General features: G+C 64.0%; 17 protein-coding genes and 2 pseudogenes. 9 read left to right on the forward strand and 10 right to left on the reverse strand.

Annotated features, from left to right (window positions below):
• Window positions 1-3: 3 nt before the first annotated feature.
• The 6 genes and pseudogenes from ACUXVA_RS27690 (at window position 4) to ACUXVA_RS27715 (ending at window position 6620) form a co-directional block, all read left to right on the forward strand.
• Window positions 4-1728, forward strand: a complete 1725-nt coding sequence (locus ACUXVA_RS27690) for an FAD-dependent oxidoreductase (protein WP_445489328.1) — start codon at window positions 4-6, stop codon at window positions 1726-1728.
• Complete coding sequence (locus ACUXVA_RS27695) at window positions 1725-2492, forward strand: SDR family NAD(P)-dependent oxidoreductase (protein ID WP_445489330.1); 768 nt, start codon at window positions 1725-1727, stop codon at window positions 2490-2492. The genes ACUXVA_RS27690 and ACUXVA_RS27695 overlap by 4 nt, the downstream gene beginning before the upstream one ends.
• A 12-nt stretch (window positions 2493-2504) precedes the next feature.
• Window positions 2505-3290 carry an IclR family transcriptional regulator gene (locus ACUXVA_RS27700; protein WP_265082731.1) on the forward strand — a complete coding sequence of 262 codons (786 nt, stop codon included), beginning with the start codon at window positions 2505-2507 and terminating at the stop codon, window positions 3288-3290.
• 261 nt (window positions 3291-3551) lie between these two features.
• Window positions 3552-4873, forward strand: a pseudogene (locus ACUXVA_RS27705) (ABC transporter substrate-binding protein).
• 5 nt (window positions 4874-4878) lie between these two features.
• Window positions 4879-5805 carry a carbohydrate ABC transporter permease gene (locus ACUXVA_RS27710; protein WP_265083628.1) on the forward strand — a complete coding sequence of 309 codons (927 nt, stop codon included), beginning with the start codon at window positions 4879-4881 and terminating at the stop codon, window positions 5803-5805.
• 2 nt (window positions 5806-5807) lie between these two features.
• On the forward strand, window positions 5808-6620 hold the full coding sequence (locus tag ACUXVA_RS27715) for a carbohydrate ABC transporter permease (protein ID WP_413776460.1): 813 nt from the start codon (window positions 5808-5810) through the stop codon (window positions 6618-6620).
• 158 nt (window positions 6621-6778) lie between these two features.
• Here the strand turns inward: ACUXVA_RS27715 and ACUXVA_RS27720 are convergent, their stop codons facing one another.
• From ACUXVA_RS27720 to ACUXVA_RS27750, 7 genes and pseudogenes are all read right to left on the reverse strand, one after another.
• Window positions 6779-9487, reverse strand: coding sequence for a molybdopterin-dependent oxidoreductase (locus ACUXVA_RS27720; RefSeq protein WP_445489333.1), 2709 nt, complete (start codon window positions 9485-9487; stop codon window positions 6779-6781).
• Complete coding sequence (locus tag ACUXVA_RS27725) at window positions 9487-10704, reverse strand: NAD(P)/FAD-dependent oxidoreductase (protein ID WP_265082729.1); 1218 nt, start codon at window positions 10702-10704, stop codon at window positions 9487-9489. The genes ACUXVA_RS27720 and ACUXVA_RS27725 overlap by 1 nt, the downstream gene beginning before the upstream one ends.
• 9 nt (window positions 10705-10713) lie before the next feature.
• Window positions 10714-11139: a globin family protein gene (locus ACUXVA_RS27730; protein ID WP_265082728.1), complete on the reverse strand. Its 426-nt coding sequence runs from the start codon at window positions 11137-11139 to the stop codon at window positions 10714-10716.
• Between the two features lie 85 nt (window positions 11140-11224).
• Window positions 11225-11650: a globin family protein gene (locus ACUXVA_RS27735; protein WP_265082727.1), complete on the reverse strand. Its 426-nt coding sequence runs from the start codon at window positions 11648-11650 to the stop codon at window positions 11225-11227.
• Window positions 11651-11722: 72 nt separating this feature from the next.
• Window positions 11723-12517 carry an ABC transporter ATP-binding protein gene (locus tag ACUXVA_RS27740; RefSeq protein ID WP_265082726.1) on the reverse strand — a complete coding sequence of 265 codons (795 nt, stop codon included), beginning with the start codon at window positions 12515-12517 and terminating at the stop codon, window positions 11723-11725.
• A 10-nt stretch (window positions 12518-12527) separates the two neighbouring features.
• Window positions 12528-13420, reverse strand: a pseudogene (ntrB, locus tag ACUXVA_RS27745) (nitrate ABC transporter permease).
• A gap of 46 nt (window positions 13421-13466) precedes the next feature.
• The gene (locus tag ACUXVA_RS27750) at window positions 13467-14777 is read right to left on the reverse strand and encodes a CmpA/NrtA family ABC transporter substrate-binding protein (RefSeq protein ID WP_265082725.1); all 1311 of its coding nucleotides are present in this window, start codon (window positions 14775-14777) and stop codon (window positions 13467-13469) included.
• A gap of 497 nt (window positions 14778-15274) precedes the next feature.
• On the opposite strand from ACUXVA_RS27750, the gene ACUXVA_RS27755 reads away from it, so the two are divergent.
• A complete protein-coding gene (locus ACUXVA_RS27755; RefSeq protein ID WP_265082724.1) occupies window positions 15275-15724 on the forward strand; it encodes a hypothetical protein in 450 nt (149 codons plus the stop codon).
• A gap of 132 nt (window positions 15725-15856) precedes the next feature.
• The gene (locus ACUXVA_RS27760; protein WP_445489337.1) at window positions 15857-17104 is read left to right on the forward strand and encodes a serine hydrolase domain-containing protein; all 1248 of its coding nucleotides are present in this window, start codon (window positions 15857-15859) and stop codon (window positions 17102-17104) included.
• 15 nt (window positions 17105-17119) lie between these two features.
• Here the strand turns inward: ACUXVA_RS27760 and ACUXVA_RS27765 are convergent, their stop codons facing one another.
• Genes ACUXVA_RS27765 through ACUXVA_RS27775 form a run of 3 tightly spaced genes read right to left on the reverse strand, consistent with a single transcriptional unit; the run spans window position 17120 to window position 19201 of the window.
• Window positions 17120-17359, reverse strand: a complete 240-nt coding sequence (locus ACUXVA_RS27765; protein ID WP_445489339.1) for a hypothetical protein — start codon at window positions 17357-17359, stop codon at window positions 17120-17122.
• Window positions 17352-17957: an isochorismatase family protein gene (locus tag ACUXVA_RS27770; protein ID WP_445489341.1), complete on the reverse strand. Its 606-nt coding sequence runs from the start codon at window positions 17955-17957 to the stop codon at window positions 17352-17354. Before ACUXVA_RS27770 ends, ACUXVA_RS27765 begins: the two co-directional genes overlap by 8 nt.
• Window positions 17954-19201 (reverse strand): GNAT family N-acetyltransferase, encoded by a 1248-nt coding sequence (locus ACUXVA_RS27775; RefSeq protein WP_445489343.1) that lies wholly within the window; start codon window positions 19199-19201, stop codon window positions 17954-17956. Before ACUXVA_RS27775 ends, ACUXVA_RS27770 begins: the two co-directional genes overlap by 4 nt.
• 67 nt (window positions 19202-19268) lie before the next feature.
• Between ACUXVA_RS27775 and ACUXVA_RS27780 the strand changes: the two genes are divergently transcribed.
• The gene (locus tag ACUXVA_RS27780; protein ID WP_445489345.1) at window positions 19269-20315 is read left to right on the forward strand and encodes a LysR family transcriptional regulator; all 1047 of its coding nucleotides are present in this window, start codon (window positions 19269-19271) and stop codon (window positions 20313-20315) included.
• The last annotated feature ends 1 nt before the right edge of the window (window position 20316 follow it).

Raw genomic sequence — 20316 nt, forward strand, 5'->3', positions numbered from 1 at the left:
GACATGACCGATCCCCAAACCGCCATCGAGACCTACGAATGCGACGTGCTCGTCGCCGGCTCCGGCGCCTCCGGCATGTCGGCGGCGATCACCGCGAAGCACGGCGGTCTCGATGTCCTCATCGTCGAGAAGGAAGCGCGGTTTGGCGGCACCACCGCGCGCTCCGGCGGCTGGCTATGGATTCCCGGCACGTTGCTGGCGCGCGCCTGGGGCATCGTCGAGGAGCCGGACGAGGCGCGCACCTATCTGCGTCACGAAGCCGGCAACAGCTTTGATGCCGCGCGCGTCGATGCGTTTCTCGAAGCCGGGCCGGAGGCGGTCGATTTCTTCACCACCAAGACTGCGGTGCGCTTCGACATGCCGCTGACTTTTCCCGATTACGACGCCGAAGCACCCGGCGGCAAGCAGGGCGGGCGTTCGATGGTCGCGCGACCGTTCGACGGGCGCGAGCTCGGCGACCACATCAAGGATATCGGCGCGCCATTGCCTGAGCTGACGGTGTTCGGGATCATGCTGGGTTCCGGCAAGGACATCATCCACTTCATGCGTGCAACGCGGTCGCTGACCTCCGCCGTCTATGTCGCCAAACGATTGACTCGCCATCTCATGAACGTGCTGCGCTATGGCCGCGGCATGACCTTGACAAACGGCAACGCCCTCGCCGGCCGGCTGGCAAAATCGGCCTTCGATCTGAAGATTCCCCTGTGGCTGTCGTCGCCCGTGCGCGAGCTGATCATGCAGAATGGCGCGGTCCGCGGCGCCGTGATCGAACGCAACGGCAGGCGCATGCGCATCGTCGCACGACGTGGTGTGGTTCTGGCCTGCGGCGGCTTCCCTCACGACATCGAGCGGCGCAAGGCCATGTTTCCGCACGCCCCGTCAGGTTACGAGCACACCTCGCCGGGACCGACCGGCAATACTGGGGATGGCCTGCGTCTGGCGGAATCCGCAGGCGGGCGCGTCGAAGACAGCCTGCCCAATGCAGCCGCGTGGGTTCCGGTATCCGTCACGACCCGCAGGGACGGCAGCAAAGGCGTGATGCCGCACTTCATCGATCGCGCCAAGCCGGGCGTGATCGCCGTGATGCGCGATGGCAACCGCTTCGCCAACGAGGGTAATTCCTACCACGACTTCGTGCAGAAGATGATGAAGGCGGCAAAGCCCGGCGAAGAGATCGCGGCCTATCTGGTCTGCGACCATCGGGCACTGCGTCGCTATGGCCTTGGCTGCATCCCGCCGTTTCCAATGCCGATCGGCGACTATCTGCGATCCGGCTATCTGCTGAAGGGTGCCACGCTGCAGGAGCTGGCGGCTACGGCAGGCATCGATGTCGATGCGTTCGTAACGACTGTGACGAGGTTCAATGCGGCAGCAGCCGAAGGGCGCGATCCGGCCTTCGGCAAGGGCTCGCGTGCCTACAACCGTTACCAAGGCGACGCCGAGCAAGGCCCGAATCCCTGCGTCGCGCCGCTGGCGCAAGCGCCATTTTATGCCATCAAGATGGTGATCGGCGACCTCGGGACCTATGCGGGCGTCAAAACCGACGCCCATGCCCGCGCGCTCGATGCCGACGGCCAAGTGATCAGCGGGCTGTATGCGGCGGGAAACGACATGACGAGCATTATGGGCGGCAATTATCCTGGCGCCGGGATCACGCTCGGCCCCGCGCTCACTTTCGGCTATATCGCCGGCCGCCACCTCGCCGGCACCCCCGCGGTGGCCGCATGATCACCTTCGCACCGGATCTGCTGAAAGGTCAGCTCGCGCTCGTCACTGGAGCCGGCGCCGGCAACGGCCGCGCCATTGCCATCGGCCTCGCCGCACATGGCGCCGACGTTGTGGTAACCGATATAGATGGCGACGCCGCAGCACGTACCGCGAGCGAGGTCGCCGCAACGGGTCGGCGGTCATGGGACCATCGCTTCGATGTGACCGACGTCGACGCGTGCCGGCAGCCGGCGGAAACGATCCGGCAGAGCGCCGGCGAGGTTTCGATCCTGGTCAACAATGCCGGCATCATCATTAGCGAAGGCATCGACTCGCCACGCGCGCCAGAAAACTGGCGCCGCGTGCTCGACGTCAATCTGAATGGCGTGTTCAACGTCACCCACGCGTTCCTGCCGGCACTGCGCGCAACCCAGGGCACGGTGATCAATCTGGGGTCGATCGCGTCGTTCGTCGGCGTCGCGGACACCCTGGGCTATTCGCCGTCCAAGGGCGGCGTCAAATTGCTGACCCAGGCCCTGGCGCGCGAACTGGCTCGCGACGGCATTCGCGTTAATGCCATCGCGCCCGGCGTGATCGAGACCGCCATGACGGAAGGCACGCGCAACGATCCGGCGCGGCTGGCCGGTTTTCTCGGGCGTACGCCGCTTGGCCGCGTCGGCCAGCCGGACGAATTGGTCGGCCCTGTGGTGTTCCTCGCCTCCAAGATGGCGTCGTACATCAGCGGCGCAATCTTGCCGGTGGATGGCGGCTTCCTGGCCGTGTAGGCTGCAGCGGAAATGGGCAAAGACAGTCGCGGCATCCAATCGATCGAAGTCGGCGGCGAGTTGCTGCAGGCGCTCACCCGTAGCGGCGAACCGATGATGCTCCGCGATCTCGCCCGCGAGGCGGGCATGTCGCCGGCCAAGGCGCATCCCTATCTTGTCAGCTTCTCGCGCATCGGACTGATCGAACAGGACCCGGCAAGCGGCCGTTACGAGTTCGGCGCCCTGGCGCTCGAACTCGGTATCGTCACCTTGCGGCGCCTCTCCGCGGTCCGGGTGGCCACGCCGGCAATCACAGCGCTCGCCGGCAAGATCGACCACGCCGTGTCGCTGGCGATCTGGGGCACTCACGGCCCGACCGTGGTCCGGCTGGAGGAGCCCAGCCATCCCGTTCATATCGCCATGCGGGTCGGATCGACGGTGTCGCTTCTGGAAACCGCCACCGGCCGCGTCTTCGCAGCGTTCATGCCACAAGCGACGATCGCCGCCGCGCTTGCCGAAAATCTCGACCGGCTGTCCATCGGCTATGACCCGAACCGGACCGTCAAAGGGCCGGCCGTCGAGAAGGCCCTCGCCGATGTGCGTACGCGCGGGCTGGCGCGCGCGGTCGGCGAGCCCTTGCGCGGCGTCAATGCGTTCGCCGCGCCGGTGTTCGATCACAGCGGCGCCGTGGTACTGTCGGTAACGGCGATGGGCGCAGTCGGCACCTTCGATGTAGGCTGGAGCAGCCCCGTGGCCGAAGCGCTGTTGGCCTGCACGGATGAGATCTCTCATCGCCTCGGGCATGCTGTGCACGAATAGGCGCAAGCCGAGGCCAGCAGCAATCTCAGTGAACACGAGCCGCCGCAAATGTTCTTGTGTGCTCGTCTCCGCGAAGGCAGGACCTGCGTTCTTGCCTTCGGAGACGACTCGCAGAGAGATCATCCCCGCCGTCTCCCTTTCCTCCCATCGTCCACCTTGTTCCTCCTCGCCATCATGCTATGACTCCTGCAGGCGCATCTCCGGCAAACGGGGAGCGACCGGACATCACCGCCGGCACCGGCGGTTCAGGGAGGATGACACATGGCTCTTTACGGCCCGACCCGTCGCGCCTTGCTGCAGGGAACGCTCGCTACCGGCGCGCTTGGTCTCACCGGATTTCCCGCCTTCGCCGATCCCGCCTGGAAAAAATACTCGGGCACCACCATCGAGGCCAACCTGATCAAGGGGCCGCGCGGCGACCTGCTGCAGAAGTACGCATCCGAATTCACCGACCTGACCGGCATCAAGGTTGAATCCGAGGTGATCCCCGAGCAGCAGCAGCGCCAGAAGGCGGTCATCGAGCTGACGTCCGGCAAGCCCAGTTTCGACGTCGTCCACGTCAGCTACCACGTGCAGAAGCGGCAGTTCGAAAAGGCCGGCTGGCTTGCCGATCTTACCGGCTTCATGAAGGATCCGAACCTGACCGCGCCGGATCTGCGGGTCGACGATTTCTCCGCCGGCGGCCTGCAATTCGCTCAGAACGAAAAAGGCGAAATGCATTCGCTGCCGTGGTCGGTCGACTATTTCATCCTCTATTACAACAAAGAGATGTTCGCCAAGAAGGGCATCGCGGTGCCCAAGACCTTCGACGAAATGGCCGCCGCCGCCGAAAAGCTCAACGATCCCGCCAACGGCATCTATGGCTTCACCGGCCGCGGGCTGCGCAACGCCAACATGACGCTGTGGACGAACTTCTTCCTCAACTATGGCGGCGAGTTTCTCGATGCCAAGGGCAACATCCTGACCGACGGGCCGGAAGCCATCGAGGCCACCAAGATGTATCAGCGGCTAATGACCAAGTCCGCGCCGCCCGGCGTCGCCGGCTTCAACTGGATGGAATCCATGGCGACGCTGACGCAGGGCCGCGCCGCGATGTGGATCGACGGTGTCGGCTGGGCACCCCCATCGAAGACCCCAACGCTTCGCGTGTGGTCGGCAAGATCGGCTACACGGTGGTTCCGGCCGGCCCCAAGGGCCAGTATTCCGCCGCCTATGGCGACGGCATCGGCATTGCCAAGACCAGCACCAAGAAGGAAGCTGCCTATCTGTATTGCCAGTGGGCAGTATCGAAGACCATGGGCGCGCGGCTCCTGCAGAGCGGCGGCGGCGTGCCGTTCCGCAATTCGATCCTCAACGACGAAACGGTGCGCAAGGGCGTCAAGAACCAGGAGTGGCTGGATTCGGTGATCGCCTCGGCCAAGATCAGCAAGCTCGGCCTTCCGGTCATCGTGCCGGTCGCCGAATTCCGCGACCTGGTCGGCGCCGCCGTCACGGCCACCTTGTCGGGCGCCGATCCGGCCACGGAGTTGAAGAAGGCCCACGAACAGTTCCGGCCGATCCTGGAGCGCAGCGAAAAAACGTGAGCGAACTGACCGCAGCCCAGACGACCGCGGTCCGGGTAGAGACAGCGAAGGCGCAGTGGCGGCCGATCTCCTATTGGCCGTTCGTGATCCCGGCAATGCTCGTCGTGCTGGCGGTCATCATCTTTCCCTGGGCCTACACGATCTGGATGAGCCTGCATGAATGGAAGGTCGGCTCACCGCCGACCTTCGTCGGCTTTGCCAACTATCTGCGGCTGCCGACCGATGCGCGTTTCGTCGAGTCGATTTGGCATACCCTCGTCTATACGGCGCTGTCGGTGGCGCTGCCGCTGATCCTCGGCACGCTGGCCGCGGTAATCTTCAACACGAAATTCCCGCTGCGCGGCTTTTTCCGAGGGCTGTTCATCCTGCCGATGATGGCCACGCCGGTGGCGATCGCGCTGGTGTGGACCATGATGTTCCATCCCCAGCTCGGCATTCTCAACTACCTGCTGTCGCTGGTCGGCCTGCCGCCCTCGCTGTGGGTATTCCACCCGGCCACGGCGATCCCGTCGCTGGTGCTGGTAGAGACCTGGCAATGGACGCCGCTGGTGATGCTGATCGTGCTCGGCGGCCTCTCCGCGATTCCCTCCGAGCCCTATGAAAGTGCCCAGATCGACGGCGCGACGCCGTGGCAGACCTTTCGCTATATTTCATTGCCGATGATCATGCCGTTCCTGTTCATCGCGGCGATGATCCGCATGATCGATGCCGTGAAAAGTTTCGACATCATCTTCGCGATCACCCAGGGCGGCCCCGGCAGCGCCTCGGAAACCATCAACCTCTATCTCTACAGCGTCGCCTTCGTCTATTACGACGTCGGCTACGCCTCGGCGATCGTGGTGGTGTTCTTCGCGCTGATCATCGCTTTGGCCGGCGCCCTGCTGCACCTGCGCCAGCGCACCCACTGGAATGACGCCGGAGGCAGCGCCTGATCATGCGGACACTTCTCAACAAGATCGGCCTGACCTTTGCGATCCTCGTCATCGTGTCGCCAGCCGTGTTGTTCTTCCTGTGGATGCTGTCGCTGTCGATCAAGTTCGAGATCGACAACGCCTCCTATCCGCCGGTGTTCATCCCCACCCGCTTCAACTGGGGCAACTACGCCGCGGTTCTGGAATCCAAGCGGTTCGTGACCTATCTGTTCAACACGCTGATCGTCACCGGCTCGGCGACCTTGTTCGCATTGCTGGTCGGCGTGCCCGCCGGTTACGGCATCGCCCGCATGCGCGCCCGCAAGGCGGCGGTGGTGATCCTGATCGCCCGCATCACGCCCGGCCTGTCCTACCTGATCCCGCTGTTCCTGCTGTTCCAGTGGCTCGGCCTGCTCGGCACGCTATGGCCGCAGATCATCATCCATCTCGTGGTCACCGTCCCGATCGTGATCTGGATCATGATCGGCTATTTCGAGACCACGCCGATGGAGCTCGAGGAATCGGCGGTGATCGACGGCGCCACCCGCTGGCAGGTGTTCCGCCATGTCGCGCTGCCGATCGCGCGGCCGGGCATTGCAGTCGCCTTCATCCTGTCGGTGATCTTCTCATGGAATAATTTCGTCTTCGGCATCGTGCTGGCCGGCCGCGAGACCCGCACGCTACCGGTGGCGGTCTACAATATGATCTCTTTCGACCAGCTGAGCTGGGGGCCGCTGGCGGCGGCGGCGCTGATCGTCACCTTTCCGGTGCTGCTCCTCACCGTATTCGCGCAGCGCCAGATCGTGGCAGGGCTGACGGCGGGGGCGGTGAAATAGTTGCACGAACGCGCCACAAACACCGCTGTCATCGCCCGGCCTTGCGCGCACTCGCGCGCTAGGACCGGGCGGCCCAGCAAACTCAGAATGGCCGGAGTGTACTGGGTCACCCGGTCCTGACGCGCAAGTGCGCGCAGGCCGGGTGACGACAGTGAATGCTAATTCGTCGCCACAACCCGCTTGTGCGTCTCTGCCGGTGCCACCTCCGCCCCGGCAATCATCCGCTTCAGCTCGGGAATGCACGAGCCGCAATTGGTGCCGGCCTTGAGCTGCGCGCCGATCTCCGCCGCCGTCGCCGCCCCCGCGGCGATGGCGTCGCAGATGGTGGTGCGGCCCACGCCGAAACAGGCGCAGACGATGGGGCCGGCACCGGCATGGCCGTCGGCGGATTTGCCCGACAGCAGCATGCGGCGTTGCTCGTCGCTGACCACCTCCGCCGCAAATAGCGCCTTGACGGCATCCCATTCGACGTTACCCGCGGCCGGGCCGATGAACAGGCAGATCTCGATCCGGTCATCCACGAACGACGACGCGCGGAACACGCCACGGGCGGTGTCCTCGAATTCGGCGACGTCGTCGCCGCGCAACGGCTCAAGCCATTGCTTCCACGTCGCGAGATCGGAATTGTCCGCGATGACATAGCCGACGCCGCCCGTGACAGCGATCCGCGTCCACAGCGCTGGCTTAGGCAAGTCAAGCGGCTTGCGTGACAGGATGAAGCCGCGTTGCGCATAGATCATCGGCGCGATCGACACCGGCGTCGCCTTGTTCTCGGGCTGGCCGGAGAACGGATCGGTGAACGGCGCAACCATCGCGCCGACCCGCGCCGACGACGCGGTCTCGTCGCTCCAGTGGATCGGCGCGAACAGCATGCCGCGCTGCTGCCGATCGCTGACCGCCACCTTGAGGATGCAGCTTCCGTAGTCCGTCGCCAGCGTGGCATGGCCGCCATCGACCACGCCCGCCTGCGCCGCATCGTCGGGATGAATCTCGACGAAGGGCTCCGGCAGATGCTGGCCGAGCCGCGGGCTCATGCCGGTGCGGGTCATGGTGTGCCACTGGTCGCGCACCCGGCCGGTGTTGAGCCGCAACGGCCGCGCCACGCTGGTCTCGCTGCGCAGTGCCGGCACCTCCGGTGCGATGAAGCGCGCCTTGCGGTCGTTGGTGTAGAAGGCTCCATCGGCGAAAAAGCGCGAGTCGGCGCGGCTGTCGGCGGCGCGCAGCGGCCACATCACCGGCGCCAGCGCATCGAAGCCCTCGTCCGACACCTTCGCCAATCCGCCGAGATCGAAATCGCGCGTGCCATTGTTCTCGAATGCCGACAGCGCCGCGTGCTCGCGAAAAATATCCGCGGCGGAGTTGTAGGCAAAGGCGCCGCCGAAGCCGAGCCGCCTGGCGACCTGGCTGATCATCCACCAGTCCGGCCGGGCCTCGCCGGGCGCGGCCAGGAACGCGCGCTGTCGCGACACCCGCCGCTCCGAATTGGTCACCGTGCCGGATTTTTCGCCCCAGGCCAGCGCCGGCAACAGCACATGCGCGCCGGCATTCGCAGTGTCGTTGGACCTGACGTTCTCCGACACCACGAACAGGTCGAGCTTCTTCAAGGCGGCGCGCGCGGCATTGGCGTCGGGCAACGACACCGCCGGATTGGTGCCGATCACCCACAACGCCTTGATCTCGCCGCGCTCGATCGACTCGAACATCTGCACGGCCTTCAGCCCTTCATGGGTGGCCATATCGGACGCCTTCCAGAACCGCCTGGCACGATCGATCTCGACCGGCGTGAAATTCATATGGGCGGCGAGCTGGTTGGCGAGACCTCCGACCTCGCGGCCACCCATGGCATTGGGCTGGCCGGTCAGCGAGAACGGCGATGCGCCGACCTTGCCGATCCGCCCGGTGGCGAGATGGCAATTGATGATGGCATTGACCTTGTCCGTGCCCTGGGCCGACTGGTTGACGCCTTGGGAATACAACGTGACCACGCGCGGCGTCTTGCGAAACAGATGGAAGAACGCGGCGATGTCGGCTTCGCTCAACCCGGTCGCCAGCGCCGTGGCAGCCGCACTGCCCGCCATGCTCCTGGCCCGCGCCAGCGCGGCGTCGAAGCCGGACGTGTGCCGCTCGATGTAGTCCCGGTCGAGCGCGTCACTGTCCGCCAGATGCGCCAGCAACCCGCTGAACAGCGCCGTGTCGCTGCCGGGCTTCAGCCCGAGGAACAGGTCGTCCTCGCCCACCGTATCGGTCCGCCGCGGGTCGATCACGACAATGCGCGCACCGCGCGTCTGCTTGTTGGCCAGCATGCGCTGGTACAGCACAGGGTGGCACCATGCCGCATTGGAGCCGACCAGCACCAGCAGATCGGCCTGATCGAGATCGGCGTAGCAGCCCGGCACAGTATCCGAGCCGAAGGCGCGGCGATGGCCCGCCACCGACGACGACATGCACAGCCGCGAATTGGTGTCGACATTGGCGCTGCCGATAAAGCCCTTCATCAGCTTGTTGGCGACGTAGTAATCCTCGGTGAGGATCTGGCCGGACAGATAGAACGCCACCGCATCGGGCCCATGCGCGGCTATGACCTTGCGAAAGCCATCGGCGACGTGATCCAGCGCCTCGTCCCACGGCACCTGCGCAAGGCCGTCCTCGCCCCGCAGCATAGGATGCAGCAATCGTTCGCCGAGGCCCAGCGTCTCGCCGAGCGCCGACCCCTTCGAGCACAGCCGGCCGAAATTCGCGGGATGATCGGGATCGCCGGCGATCGCCGCGCCGCCGCTTCGATCCGGCGTAGCCAATACGCCGCAACCGACGCCGCAATAGGGGCACGTGGTTCTTGTGGTGCGCAAGGAAGGATCGATCGCCGTCATCACGCCGCCTCGGCGCGGGTGGCCAAAGAACGGCCGAACATGATATCGCCGCGCATGTCGGAGATATCAGCGCCGCCGCGGATCAGTTCGAGATACCACAGCGCATCCTGGGTATCGCCGACCAGCACGGCGCCGGTCAGGCGGCTATCGGCGATCACCAGCTTCTTGTAGGTCCCGCGCCTGATATCGTTGAGCACGATGGCTTCGCTGCCGTCGGCGCCGAGAAAATCTCCGGCGGAGAACACGCTGACGCCGGAGACCTTCAGATTGGTGGCGAGCACGCTGCCTTCATAACACGCGACGCCGCCGGCAAGATGCCGCGCCAGCACCTTCGCCTGCTCATAGGCCGGCTCGACGAGTCCGTAGCAGGTGCCGCGATGCTCGGCGCATTCGCCGAGCGCATAGACGCCGTCCGATCCCGTCGCCATCCGGTCGTCGACGACGATGCCGCGATTGACGGGAATGCCGGCCTCCGTCGCCAGCGTCGCGTTGGGACGGATCCCGGCGGCGAAGATCACCGCATCGGCGTCGAGCCTGCGGCCGTCCTTCAGTTCGACGCCTTCGACGCGGTCGGTGCCATGGATCTTTGATGTGTTGGCTTCGAGCAGGATCGTCACGCCCTTGCGTTCCACCAGCGTCTTCAGCAGCGCAGCGGCTCGGGCATCGAGCTGGCGTTCCATCAGCCGGTCCATCAGGTGGATCAGGGTCACCGATGCGCCGGCCTTGGCGAGACCATAGGCAGCCTCGAGTCCGAGCAGGCCGCCGCCGACCACCACCACGCGCTTCTTCCCTGCGGCCAGATCGAGCAGCAGGTCGACGTCGCCACTATCGCGAAACGTATGCACGCCGGGAAGATCGCCGCCCGCCACCGGCAGCCGCAGTGCCGACGAGCCGGTGGCGATCACCAGCTTGGAAAATGCCACGCGCTTGCCGTTGGCCATCGTCACTTCGCGCGCGGCCATGTCGATCCCGGTGGCCATCGCGCCGTATTTCAGCGTGACGCCGCGGTCGCGCCACCACGATGCCGGCCTGAGTTCGATTTCCTGCGACGTCGCCTCGCCGGCTAGCACCGACGACAGCAGCACGCGGTTGTAAGCGAGCCGCGGTTCGTCGCCGATCACGGCGATGGCGTAGCGGCCGAGCGCGCATCTGGCGAGTTCGTCGACCAGCCTTGCTGCCGCCATGCCGTTGCCGATGATGACCAGCGGTTCGCTCACACTGTTTCCTTACTCGGCTGCCTGGGCCGCGTGGGCCTCGGAGATCATGTAGCCGGACAGCGTGCCATAGGCGGCGGTCCAGGCCTCGGCGACATCGGGCGTCCAGGCGTCGCCGAGGCCTTTTTCGAGAGTCCATAGCAGCGCGGCGCCGACAATCGGATAGTGCTCGTCCTTGACGCCGTAGCTCACGTGCTTCTTGGCCAGCGCACTGGCCGCGGGCAGCACGGTTTCGAGGCGCGTCAACCCGGTGACGACCACGCCGAGCGTCGCCATCAGCTTGCGGCGCTGCTCCGCCATGTCCGCGCCGTGAAACATCGGTTTCACTTCTGGCGCAATCTCGAACAACCGGTCGTAGAACAGCACGGCCGCCTGGTCGGCAATCGGCGCGACCTTTGCAAAGCTGTCCTGCACTAAAATTATCTGGGATGGATTCATCGTAGCTCTCCCTTGATGTGGAGGTGAGCCTGTAGGTCGCGTCGCGCGAGCAATAGTTCAGCCTGTCGTTGAGTCCAACGCGACGTTACCGATACGCTGCGACGATCATCCGCGCCGACAGAAATGCGTAGAGCTTCTGCCAGGACGCCTCGACGTCCGGCGTCCAATGTGATCCGAGGCCCTGTTCCAGACTCCAGAACAGCGCGTCGCCGACCGGCGCGTAGTGCATTTCCAGTACGCCATAGTGCACGTGGTCTTTGGCAAGCTTGCCGACCAAAGACAGCAACCCCGTCATATTGTCGAGACTGCCGACAATCACCGCGAGCGTCGCAATGAACTTGTGCTTCAACTGCGTCATGTCGCTGCGAAACAGCGGTTGTGTTTCGGGCACCGTCTCGAACAACCGTGCGTAGAACAAATCGACCATCAACGCGGATTTCGGCCACATCCGGTCGAACGAGGTTTGCACGCAGATGATTTCGTCGCGAGTCAGATCGATCGGGCGATTCATGGCGTGCAGCTGTCCTGGAACTCAGAGCCGCATTCATTCGCATTGCTCCCCAATGTCAAGAGTCCTAGGACGCTACGCCGCTTCGACGAAGCGATGCCGTTCGTAGAGGAATTCAAGCACGCGCTTGCGGCACTTCAGGTAGACGGGATCCGTGGCCAGATCGAGCCGCTTGCGGGGACGCGCGAGGGGCACGTCGAGCACCTCGCCGATGGTGGCGCTGGGACCGTTGGTCATCATGACAATCCGGTCGGACAGCAGCACGGCCTCGTCGACGTCATGGGTGATCATGACGATGGTGTTGCCGAGCTTCTGGTGCAGCGCCATCACCGAGTCCTGCAGATGCGCGCGGGTGAGTGCGTCGAGCGCGCCGAACGGTTCGTCGAGCAACAGCACCTTCGGCTCCATCGCCAGCGCGCGGGCAATGCCGACGCGCTGCTTCATGCCGCCGGAGATTTCGGAGGGGCGCTTGTCCTTGGCGTGGGTCATCTGCACGAGATTCAGATTGTGCATGATCCAGGCCTCGCGCTCGGCCTTTGTCTTCGACTTCGCGAACACCTTGTCGACGCCGAGCTGGACGTTCTGGTAGACGGTGAGCCACGGCAGCAGGCTGTGGTTCTGGAACACCACGGCACGATCCGGGCCGGGCGAATTGACCTCGCGGTCCTCCAGCAGCACCACCCCCGACGTGACTTTGGTGAGGCCAGCGATGAGGTTGAGCAAGGTCGACTTGCCGCAGCCGGAATGGCCGATGATCGAGGCGTACTCGCCCTTGGCGATGTTGAGGTTGATGTCCTTCAGCACCTCGGTCGAGGCGGCGCCGCGGGTGAACACCTTGTCGATGTGGTCGAGCTTGAGATACGGCTTCATGACATGATCCCTATTGTGCCGAGGTGCCGTGGGTGACGAGATGCCCGAGACCGGCAATGGCGCGGTCGAGCACGAAGCCGATGATGCCGACATAGAACAGCGCCAGAATGATCTCGCTGATGTGGCTGGAATTCCAGGCGTCCCAGATGAAGAAGCCGATACCGACGCCGCCGATCAGCATTTCCGCCGCGATGATGGCGAGCCATGACAGGCCGATGCCGATGCGCAGGCCGGTGAAGATGTAGGCGCGGCCGCAGGCAGCATTACCTTAGTAAAGAACTCGATCGGGTTGAGCTGCACGACCGCGGCAACGTTGCGGTAGTCCTGAGGGATGTTGCGGATGCCGACGGCGGTGTTGATGATGATCGGCCAGATCGAGGTGATGAAGATCACGAAGATCGCCGAGGGCTGCCCGTCTCGGAACGCGGCGAGCGCCAGCGGCAACCATGCCAATGGGGGGATCGTGCGCAGCACCTGGAAGATCGGATCGAGGCCGCGCATGGCCCAGACGGACTGGCCGACAAGCGTGCCGAGCGCCACGCCGGCGACCGCCGCCAGGGAGTAGCCGAGGAACACCCGCTGCAGACTGGCGGAGAGATGCCAGAACAGTCCCTTGTCGATGCCGCCATTGTCGAAGAACGGATCGAAGATCAACTCCTTGGTGTCCTTGTAGACCTTGGACGGCGGCGGCAGGGTCGAGCCCGCGCGCCGGCACACCAGCTCCCAGAACACCATCAGTAACGTGACCACGATCAGCGGCGGGATCACGCGGACTGCGGTCGCCTTCGCCGCCTTAGCATATTTGTCGAGGCGCGGAGGCCGCTTTGGTGCGAGCGCAACGATCGGTGCCGACGTCGTCACCAGTGCCGCCGCGGGCTCCGTCTTGATGGCTTGCACGTTCATCACATTGTTCTCCGTGATCAAAGCATGGCTTCCGCGCGACATGACCTCAGGCCTCGACGCGCTTGATAGCGAGCGACTTCAGATAGGCGGCGGGATTTTCCGGATCGAACACCTTGCCGTCGAAGAACGTCTCCTTGCCGCGCGATGTCGAGGTGGGCATGGCGGAGACACCCATCTCCTTGGCAGCTTCCTTCCACAGGTCTTCGCGGTTGACCTTGGCGATCAGCGCCTTGGAATCGAAGCCGGCGTCGTACTTGCCCCAGCGGATATCCTCGGTCATGAACCACAGGTCGTGGCTCTGATAGGGATAGGACGCGAAATCGTCCCAGAACTTCATGATGTGCGGCGAGTTCTCGACGACGCGACCGGTGCCGTAATCGAACTTGCCCTTGACGCGATCGGTGACGTCTTCAACGGGGCAATTGATCCACTGGCGCTTGGCGTTGATGGCAGCGACCTCGTCGCGGTTCTCGGCCTTCTCGCAGAACTGCTGCGCTTCCATCACCGCCATCAGCAGCGCCTTGGCGGCCTTCGGATACTTGTCGACCCAGGCGGCGCGCATGCCCAGCGACTTCTCCGGATGCTTGTTCCAGAGTTCACCGGTGGTCAGCGCGGTGTAGCCGATGTTCTGGTGAATCAGCTGCAGGTTCCACGGCTCGCAGACACAGAAGCAGTCCATGGTGCCAACCTTCATGTTGGCGACCATCTGCGGCGGCGGCACCACGATGGTCTCGATGTCCTTGTCGGGATCGATGCCGCCGGCGGCGAGCCAATAGCGAATCCAAAGGTCATGGGTGCCGCCGGGGAACGTCATCGCCGCCTTCACCGACTTGCCGGACGCCTTCTTCTTGTCGATCGCTTCCTTGAACGGCTTGGTGTCGAGACCGATCTTGAGGTCGGCGTATTCCTTGCCGACCGAGATGCTCTGGCCGTTGAGATTGAGCCGCGCCATGATGTACATCGGCGTCGGCACATTGTTCTGGGTCACCTTGCCCGACGAGATCAGATAGGGCATCGGCGTCAGGATATGCGCGCCATCGATGCCGTTGCCTTCGGAGCCGAGCACCAGGTTGTCGCGCGTGGTGCCCCATGACGCCTGCTTCAGCACTTCGGTGTCAGGCAGGCCGTACTTGGCGAAGATCCCCTTTTCCTTGGCGACGAACAGCGGCGCGGCGTCAGTCAGCGCAATGAAGCCGAGCTTGGCACCCTTCACTTCCGGGCCAGCGCCCTGCGCAAAGGCGCCGGCCGGGAAATTCAGTTTGGCGGCCGCAAGCAACGCCGCGGTTCCGGCACCGGCCTTGAGAAGCTGGCGGCGGCTCAGATTGCGGCGGGGCGTCTGGGTCTCTGACTTCGTCATGTCTGCGGTCGTCCTTTCAAGCCTGATGCGGCCTGCATCGCCATCGCGGCCTCCCCGTCACGATGCGCTTCTGAACGCGAAGGCGAACGGACATAGCGGCGCGTCTGGGGGAGCCCCATGATGGCAGTGCAATGCGGGTGATTGATTTGACGGCTTCAATGGCGTCGCTAAGAACTATTCAAAGTTCGTGCCAAGCGTGGGGTCGACAGATATTGAGGTTTTACAGCGTGTTAGGACTTTCGGGCCGACCCCATGGCTGGGAGCGCCGCATCGAAAGGTTGCGCTCCGCTTATTTGTTGTGCGCTGCACTCGGAATAAGCAGCATGGTCCACGGTACTATTCCACGCCCGTGAACAGCCCTCACGGCTACGCAAAAGTGCTAGCTATCGCGCCGGACACAGCATGATCGGACCGCGGCATTGGCCAGAATTCAGGTGAACACGGAACAGGTTTCAGCCGCGCTCCGCGCTGCCGCGACCGCACTGAAGGCCGCCGTCGTGGTCGCCGCGGCGGCGATCCTCTCGCAGGCCAGGGCCGACCTTGAAGCCAATGCAGCCGCCGCAGTGGACCATCTCGACGCGTTTCGCAGCAAGCTCGACGCGCTGCACGATGGCATGTTGCGGGACCGCGGCAACGCCGCGGCGCTGGCCACCATCTCGAGCACCGGCACGGCCGAAGTCGAGATCGATGCGGTGGCCGCCAGGATTGCCGCGGTCGATGACCAGATCGCACGCATCAAAGCGGCGCTGTCCGCCGTCATCGGCAGCGCCGAACGCGACGGCATCGACGTCTTCGCCGAGCGCCTGGGCGCGCTGGGCCGCGCTTTCCATGACACGGCCCTTGCTGCCGGCGAGCAGCCGATCACGGCACCGCCATTCCAGTTCGACCAGCTCTTTCTGGAGGCGATGCATGACCTCGGGCAGCGCGACTGGAGCAACAAGAGCTAACGGCCGAGCACCTCGGCCAGCCCCCTCCGTCGTCGGTTGGTCGGCAGGACCACGGCGCGCAAATACGTGTTGGACAGCGGCCGCGCCGGAGTCATAAACACGGTCATTCCGTCCACGTGGAGCGATGCCGCGATGCAGTCCCCAAATCCGAGCCCATCCGCTGTCACTGACGCGGGAATGTCCGTCGCGGCCCTCGCTGGCGTCGAGGACCACCTGAAGCGGCGCTACCTCGACGCCGGCCGGTTTCCCGGCACGCAGCTCTTGGTCTGGCGCCGCGGACAGCCGCTGCACAGCGCGGTGCAAGGCTTCGCCGACCTCGAGCGCAGGACGCCCGTGCGGGACGACACCATCTTCCGCATCTATTCCATGACCAAACCGATCACCTCGGTGGCCTTCATGATGCTGGTGGAGCAAGGCCGGGTCGCGCTGGACGAGCCCGTGCACAAGTACATTCCGGCGTGGAAGGATCTCGGCGTCTTCCAGGCCGGTATGGCACCGCTGTTCCAGACCCGACCGCCGGCGCGGCCGATGCTCATCATCGATCTGCTGCGCCACACCTCCGGCCTGACCTATGGTTTCCAGAACCGCACCAATGTGGACGCCGCCTATCGCGCGCAGAAGATCGGCGAGATCGAGAAGGCCGGCACGCTGCAGTCGATGATCGACGACCTTGCCAAGATCCCGCTGGAATTCTCTCCGGGCGACGCCTGGAACTACTCGGTGGCCACCGACGTGCTCGGTCATCTCATCGAGGTGATCGCCGGCCAGCCGTTCGAGCAATTTCTCCAGGAGCGCATCTTCGATCCGCTGGGCATGACCGACACCGGCTTCCACGTGCCGGCGGCCAAGGCGCATCGCCTCGCCGCCTGCTACGCAGCCGATGGCCGTGGCGGCATGGTCCTGCAGGACGACCCCACCACCAGTTCGTTCCTGACGCCGCCATCGCTGATCTCCGGCGGCGGCGGACTATGTTCGACGGCGGCGGACTATCTCACTTTCTGCCGCGCTTTGCTGAACGGCGGCGAACTCGGCGGCGTCCGCCTGATCGGACTTAAGACACTGGCGCTGATGACGGCCAATCATCTTCCGGGCGGTCGCGACCTCACCGAGATGTCCAAATCGCTGTTCTCTGAGGCTACCTATGCCGGGGTCGGCTTCGGCCTCGGCTTCTCCGTGACAATGAAGCCGGCGCTCACCATGATCCCCGGCAGCGCCGGCGAATATGCCTGGGGTGGCGCGGCGACCACATCATTCTGGATCGATCCGGCGGAAGATCTGATTGTCGTCTTCATGACGCAGGTGCTGCCATCCAGCGCCTATCCGGTGCGGCGTGAACTCCGCACCATGATCTATGCAGCGATCACCGACAGCAACCTGTAGCCCCGCTCGCGTCGTTCAGGAGCCGAGTTCGCCCGAGACCCGCCACAGATCCGACTCCTCCACAGGCTCGGGCTCGATGGCATCGCACAGCGCCTTCAGTTCGGCGTCGCCGATGTGATGCAGCCGCATCCGCAGCCGCAGGATGGTCATGGCAACCAGCTGCAGGGTTTCGCGCTCACCCGATTCAGCGAGAATGTTCTGGCATTCCTCTAGCCTGGCCATAACCGAACGCAGGCGCGTGTCCGTATCAACCACCGGTCTTGTTCCCTTGCCCGAGCTTGCGAGGTAGAGTTGAGGCAATCCAGTTGGTTGTTTCATAGACCTCTCCATACAGACCGCATATTTTGGAAACGGCGCGGTGAACCTCGGCGGCTGGCACTTCGTCCAGCGCGTGGCTCGCCGAAGCGTCGTGCAGAAACGTCGCCTTGTGCTTGCGATGATAGGCATCGACCAGCGTCGACAGGCAGGCGGATTCTCCGGCGAAACCAGCCAGCACGAAGCCGCCCGGACTTTGGCTCATCATGGAGGTGAACAACTCGCTGGAATAGCAAGACGGGTTGCTGCGTTCGAAGATCATCTCGTTGCGCTGCGGCTCGAAGCCCTCGATCCAGCGGCCGAACGGAGATGCGCGGTTGAAGAAGGCGGACTCCCCGAGCGACCGCATGAAGGCCACCGGCAGCCCGACCTTGCGACAATGCAGAAGGACGCGCTCGCAATTCGCCAGCGCCAGATCGATATCGGGGATCGCCAGCATGCGCGGCGCGGCGAGATATTCCTGCTGCATGTCGACGAGCACAACCGTGGGCACGCTGGCCGAGTTCGCAAAGACCCTGAGGCTGACGACGGAGGTCACGCGGCGCCCCTGTCGATCGAGGGACGGGTTACCGGACGTGCTCGCGACTTTTCCAGCACGCCGGGCCGGTGCCACTGCCCCTCCGGCCGGATGGTGAGATAGGCATCGACTCCGATGGTGATGGCATTGGGACGCCGCTCGGTCATCATCTGCATCTCGACATAGTCGAAATCAGAGAACACCAGCTCCTGGCCGCCTTCGAACGTCCTGAATCCGAATTGCGACCAGAATTTCACCAGCCGCTTCTGTGCGTGGCCGTACAGCCGCTGATAGCCCTTGGCCTGGCACAGCTCGATAGCCGCCTCGACGAGATGCGGCGAGATCCGCATCTTGCGGAATTCCTTGCGCACCGCGAGACGCTCGATCTTGGCGAAGTCGGCAAAATAGCGGATGCGCAGGCAGCCCACCGGCTCGTTGCCGACGTAGGCCAGCAGATGCGTCGAGCTGAAATCGTTGCCGTCGAATTCCTCGAGATAGGGACATTCCTGCTCGGCGATATAGACGGCGCTGCGGATCGCGACGACCCGCAGCAGGTCTTCCATGGAGCGGGCAACGGTCACCGAGATCGCCTTGTCGGGACGTCCCTGGCCATAGCGATCGTAGAGCGGCGCGTCGGCCGGTACGCCTGACCTCGGCAGACTGTGCAGGCCGGGGTGGCTGAGGTTCTCGAACACCGCACCGGGTCGAAATCCCATGGTCTCCAGCAGTCGCTTGCCATCCTGCGTCACGGCCCGCGCATAGATGTCGGCATCCCTGGTCAGCGGCGTGAACATCTTCTCGAACGCTAACGGGATACCGGCGACGAGGTTATTGCGCGCCCACATAGCCCATAAATAAATACCAGCGGGGCGTTCGTTCTGGCGGCACAGCAGATCGAGGTCCGGATCGCTCGCGTCAAAGCTGCCCGCGACCAGTCGCCGCAAACCTTCCGCGTTCAGCATCAGAAATCCGACGAAGCCTTCCGCGCTTGCGCTTTTCAACGGGTCGCTTCGCCGTGCGATGGCCCATACCGAATCCGGGTTGTGTGCCATGACGCGCAACACGGCCGCGAGCGAGGCCAGCCCCGGAAGATCGCTTTCAGCGCGCTCCATCAAGCGGCCGACGTCGCCGGGCGGCATCGTGAAGACCACGACCTCCCTGGCGAAGTCTTCAAGATTGTCTGCGGGGAGCGGGTGCTTGGCGGGGTGAACGGCCGGCGGATAGGTCGGCGTCGCGCGGATCGGCGTCGGTGCATGCGCGGTCATGGAGATCCATCCAAAGTTGTGAACTTTCTCTTGATCTGGCAAGACTAGGGCCGTGGAGGATGGGTGTATGCGTCAGTTGGCGGACAGGGGCGTTCCTCAGGAAGAACACCCTAGCGGTGGCCCACATCGTCTGGGCGACTGGGATGCGGCCAGGATTTTCCTCGAAGTCGTCCGGTGCGGCAGTTTCCGTTCGGCCGCAGAGCGAATCGGCCAGTCGATCAATCTCGTGCGCCGGCGAATCGACGATTTCGAACGGCAGATTGGCGCAACGCTGTTCACGCGCGACGTCCACGGCACACGGTTGACCGATGAAGGCACGCTGGTCGTTTCAGCCGTCGAGCGAATGGAGTCCGCTTCGTTCGATCTGCTGCGGGCCCGCAACTCCGTCACGCAGACATTGTCGGGCGAGGTGCGCGTCGCCGTCACCGAGGGGCTGGGAACGTTCTGGCTGGCGCCACGCCTGGTGGAGTTTCAGCAATCGTTCCCCAATATTCTCGTCGACCTGCATTGCGCCATGAAGTCGGCCGATGTTCAGCGCCACGAGGCCGACGTCGCCATCCAGCTGTCGCGGCCGACCGCACTGGACGTCAAGGTGGTCAAGCTCGGACGGCTCCATGTGATGTTTTTCGCGAGCTCGAAATATCTTGAAACATTTGGCACGCCGAAAACGTATCAGGAGTTGATCAAGCACCGGATTGTCATGCAGTTCGCTGACCAGACCGCTGCCAAGGAAATTTTCGACAGCTGGTTTCCTGGGGTACCACAGCAGGATTTGCTTGTGATGCGTACCAATGTGAGCAGCGCAAACTATTGGGCTGTTGCAAAAGGGGCCGGAATAGGATTGCTGCCGTCATATGCTTTCGCACTGGGCGGGAAGATCGTCCCGCTCGAGCTGGATTTGTGCCGGCCGTTTGATATCTGGCTATCGTACCACCCTGACAGCAGCCGAATACCACGGATTCGCCGCATGATCGACTGGATCGTCGAATCTTTTAACCCCGTTCGATTTCCCTGGTTTCGAGACGAATTCATTCATCCCAATGATCTCAAGTCCGTATATAAAGGGGATAATCTGATAAACCAGTTCGAAGGCTTCCGGGCCGACTGGCTTTAGT

The sequence above is a fragment of the Rhodopseudomonas sp. RCAM05734 genome (assembly GCF_052658035.1).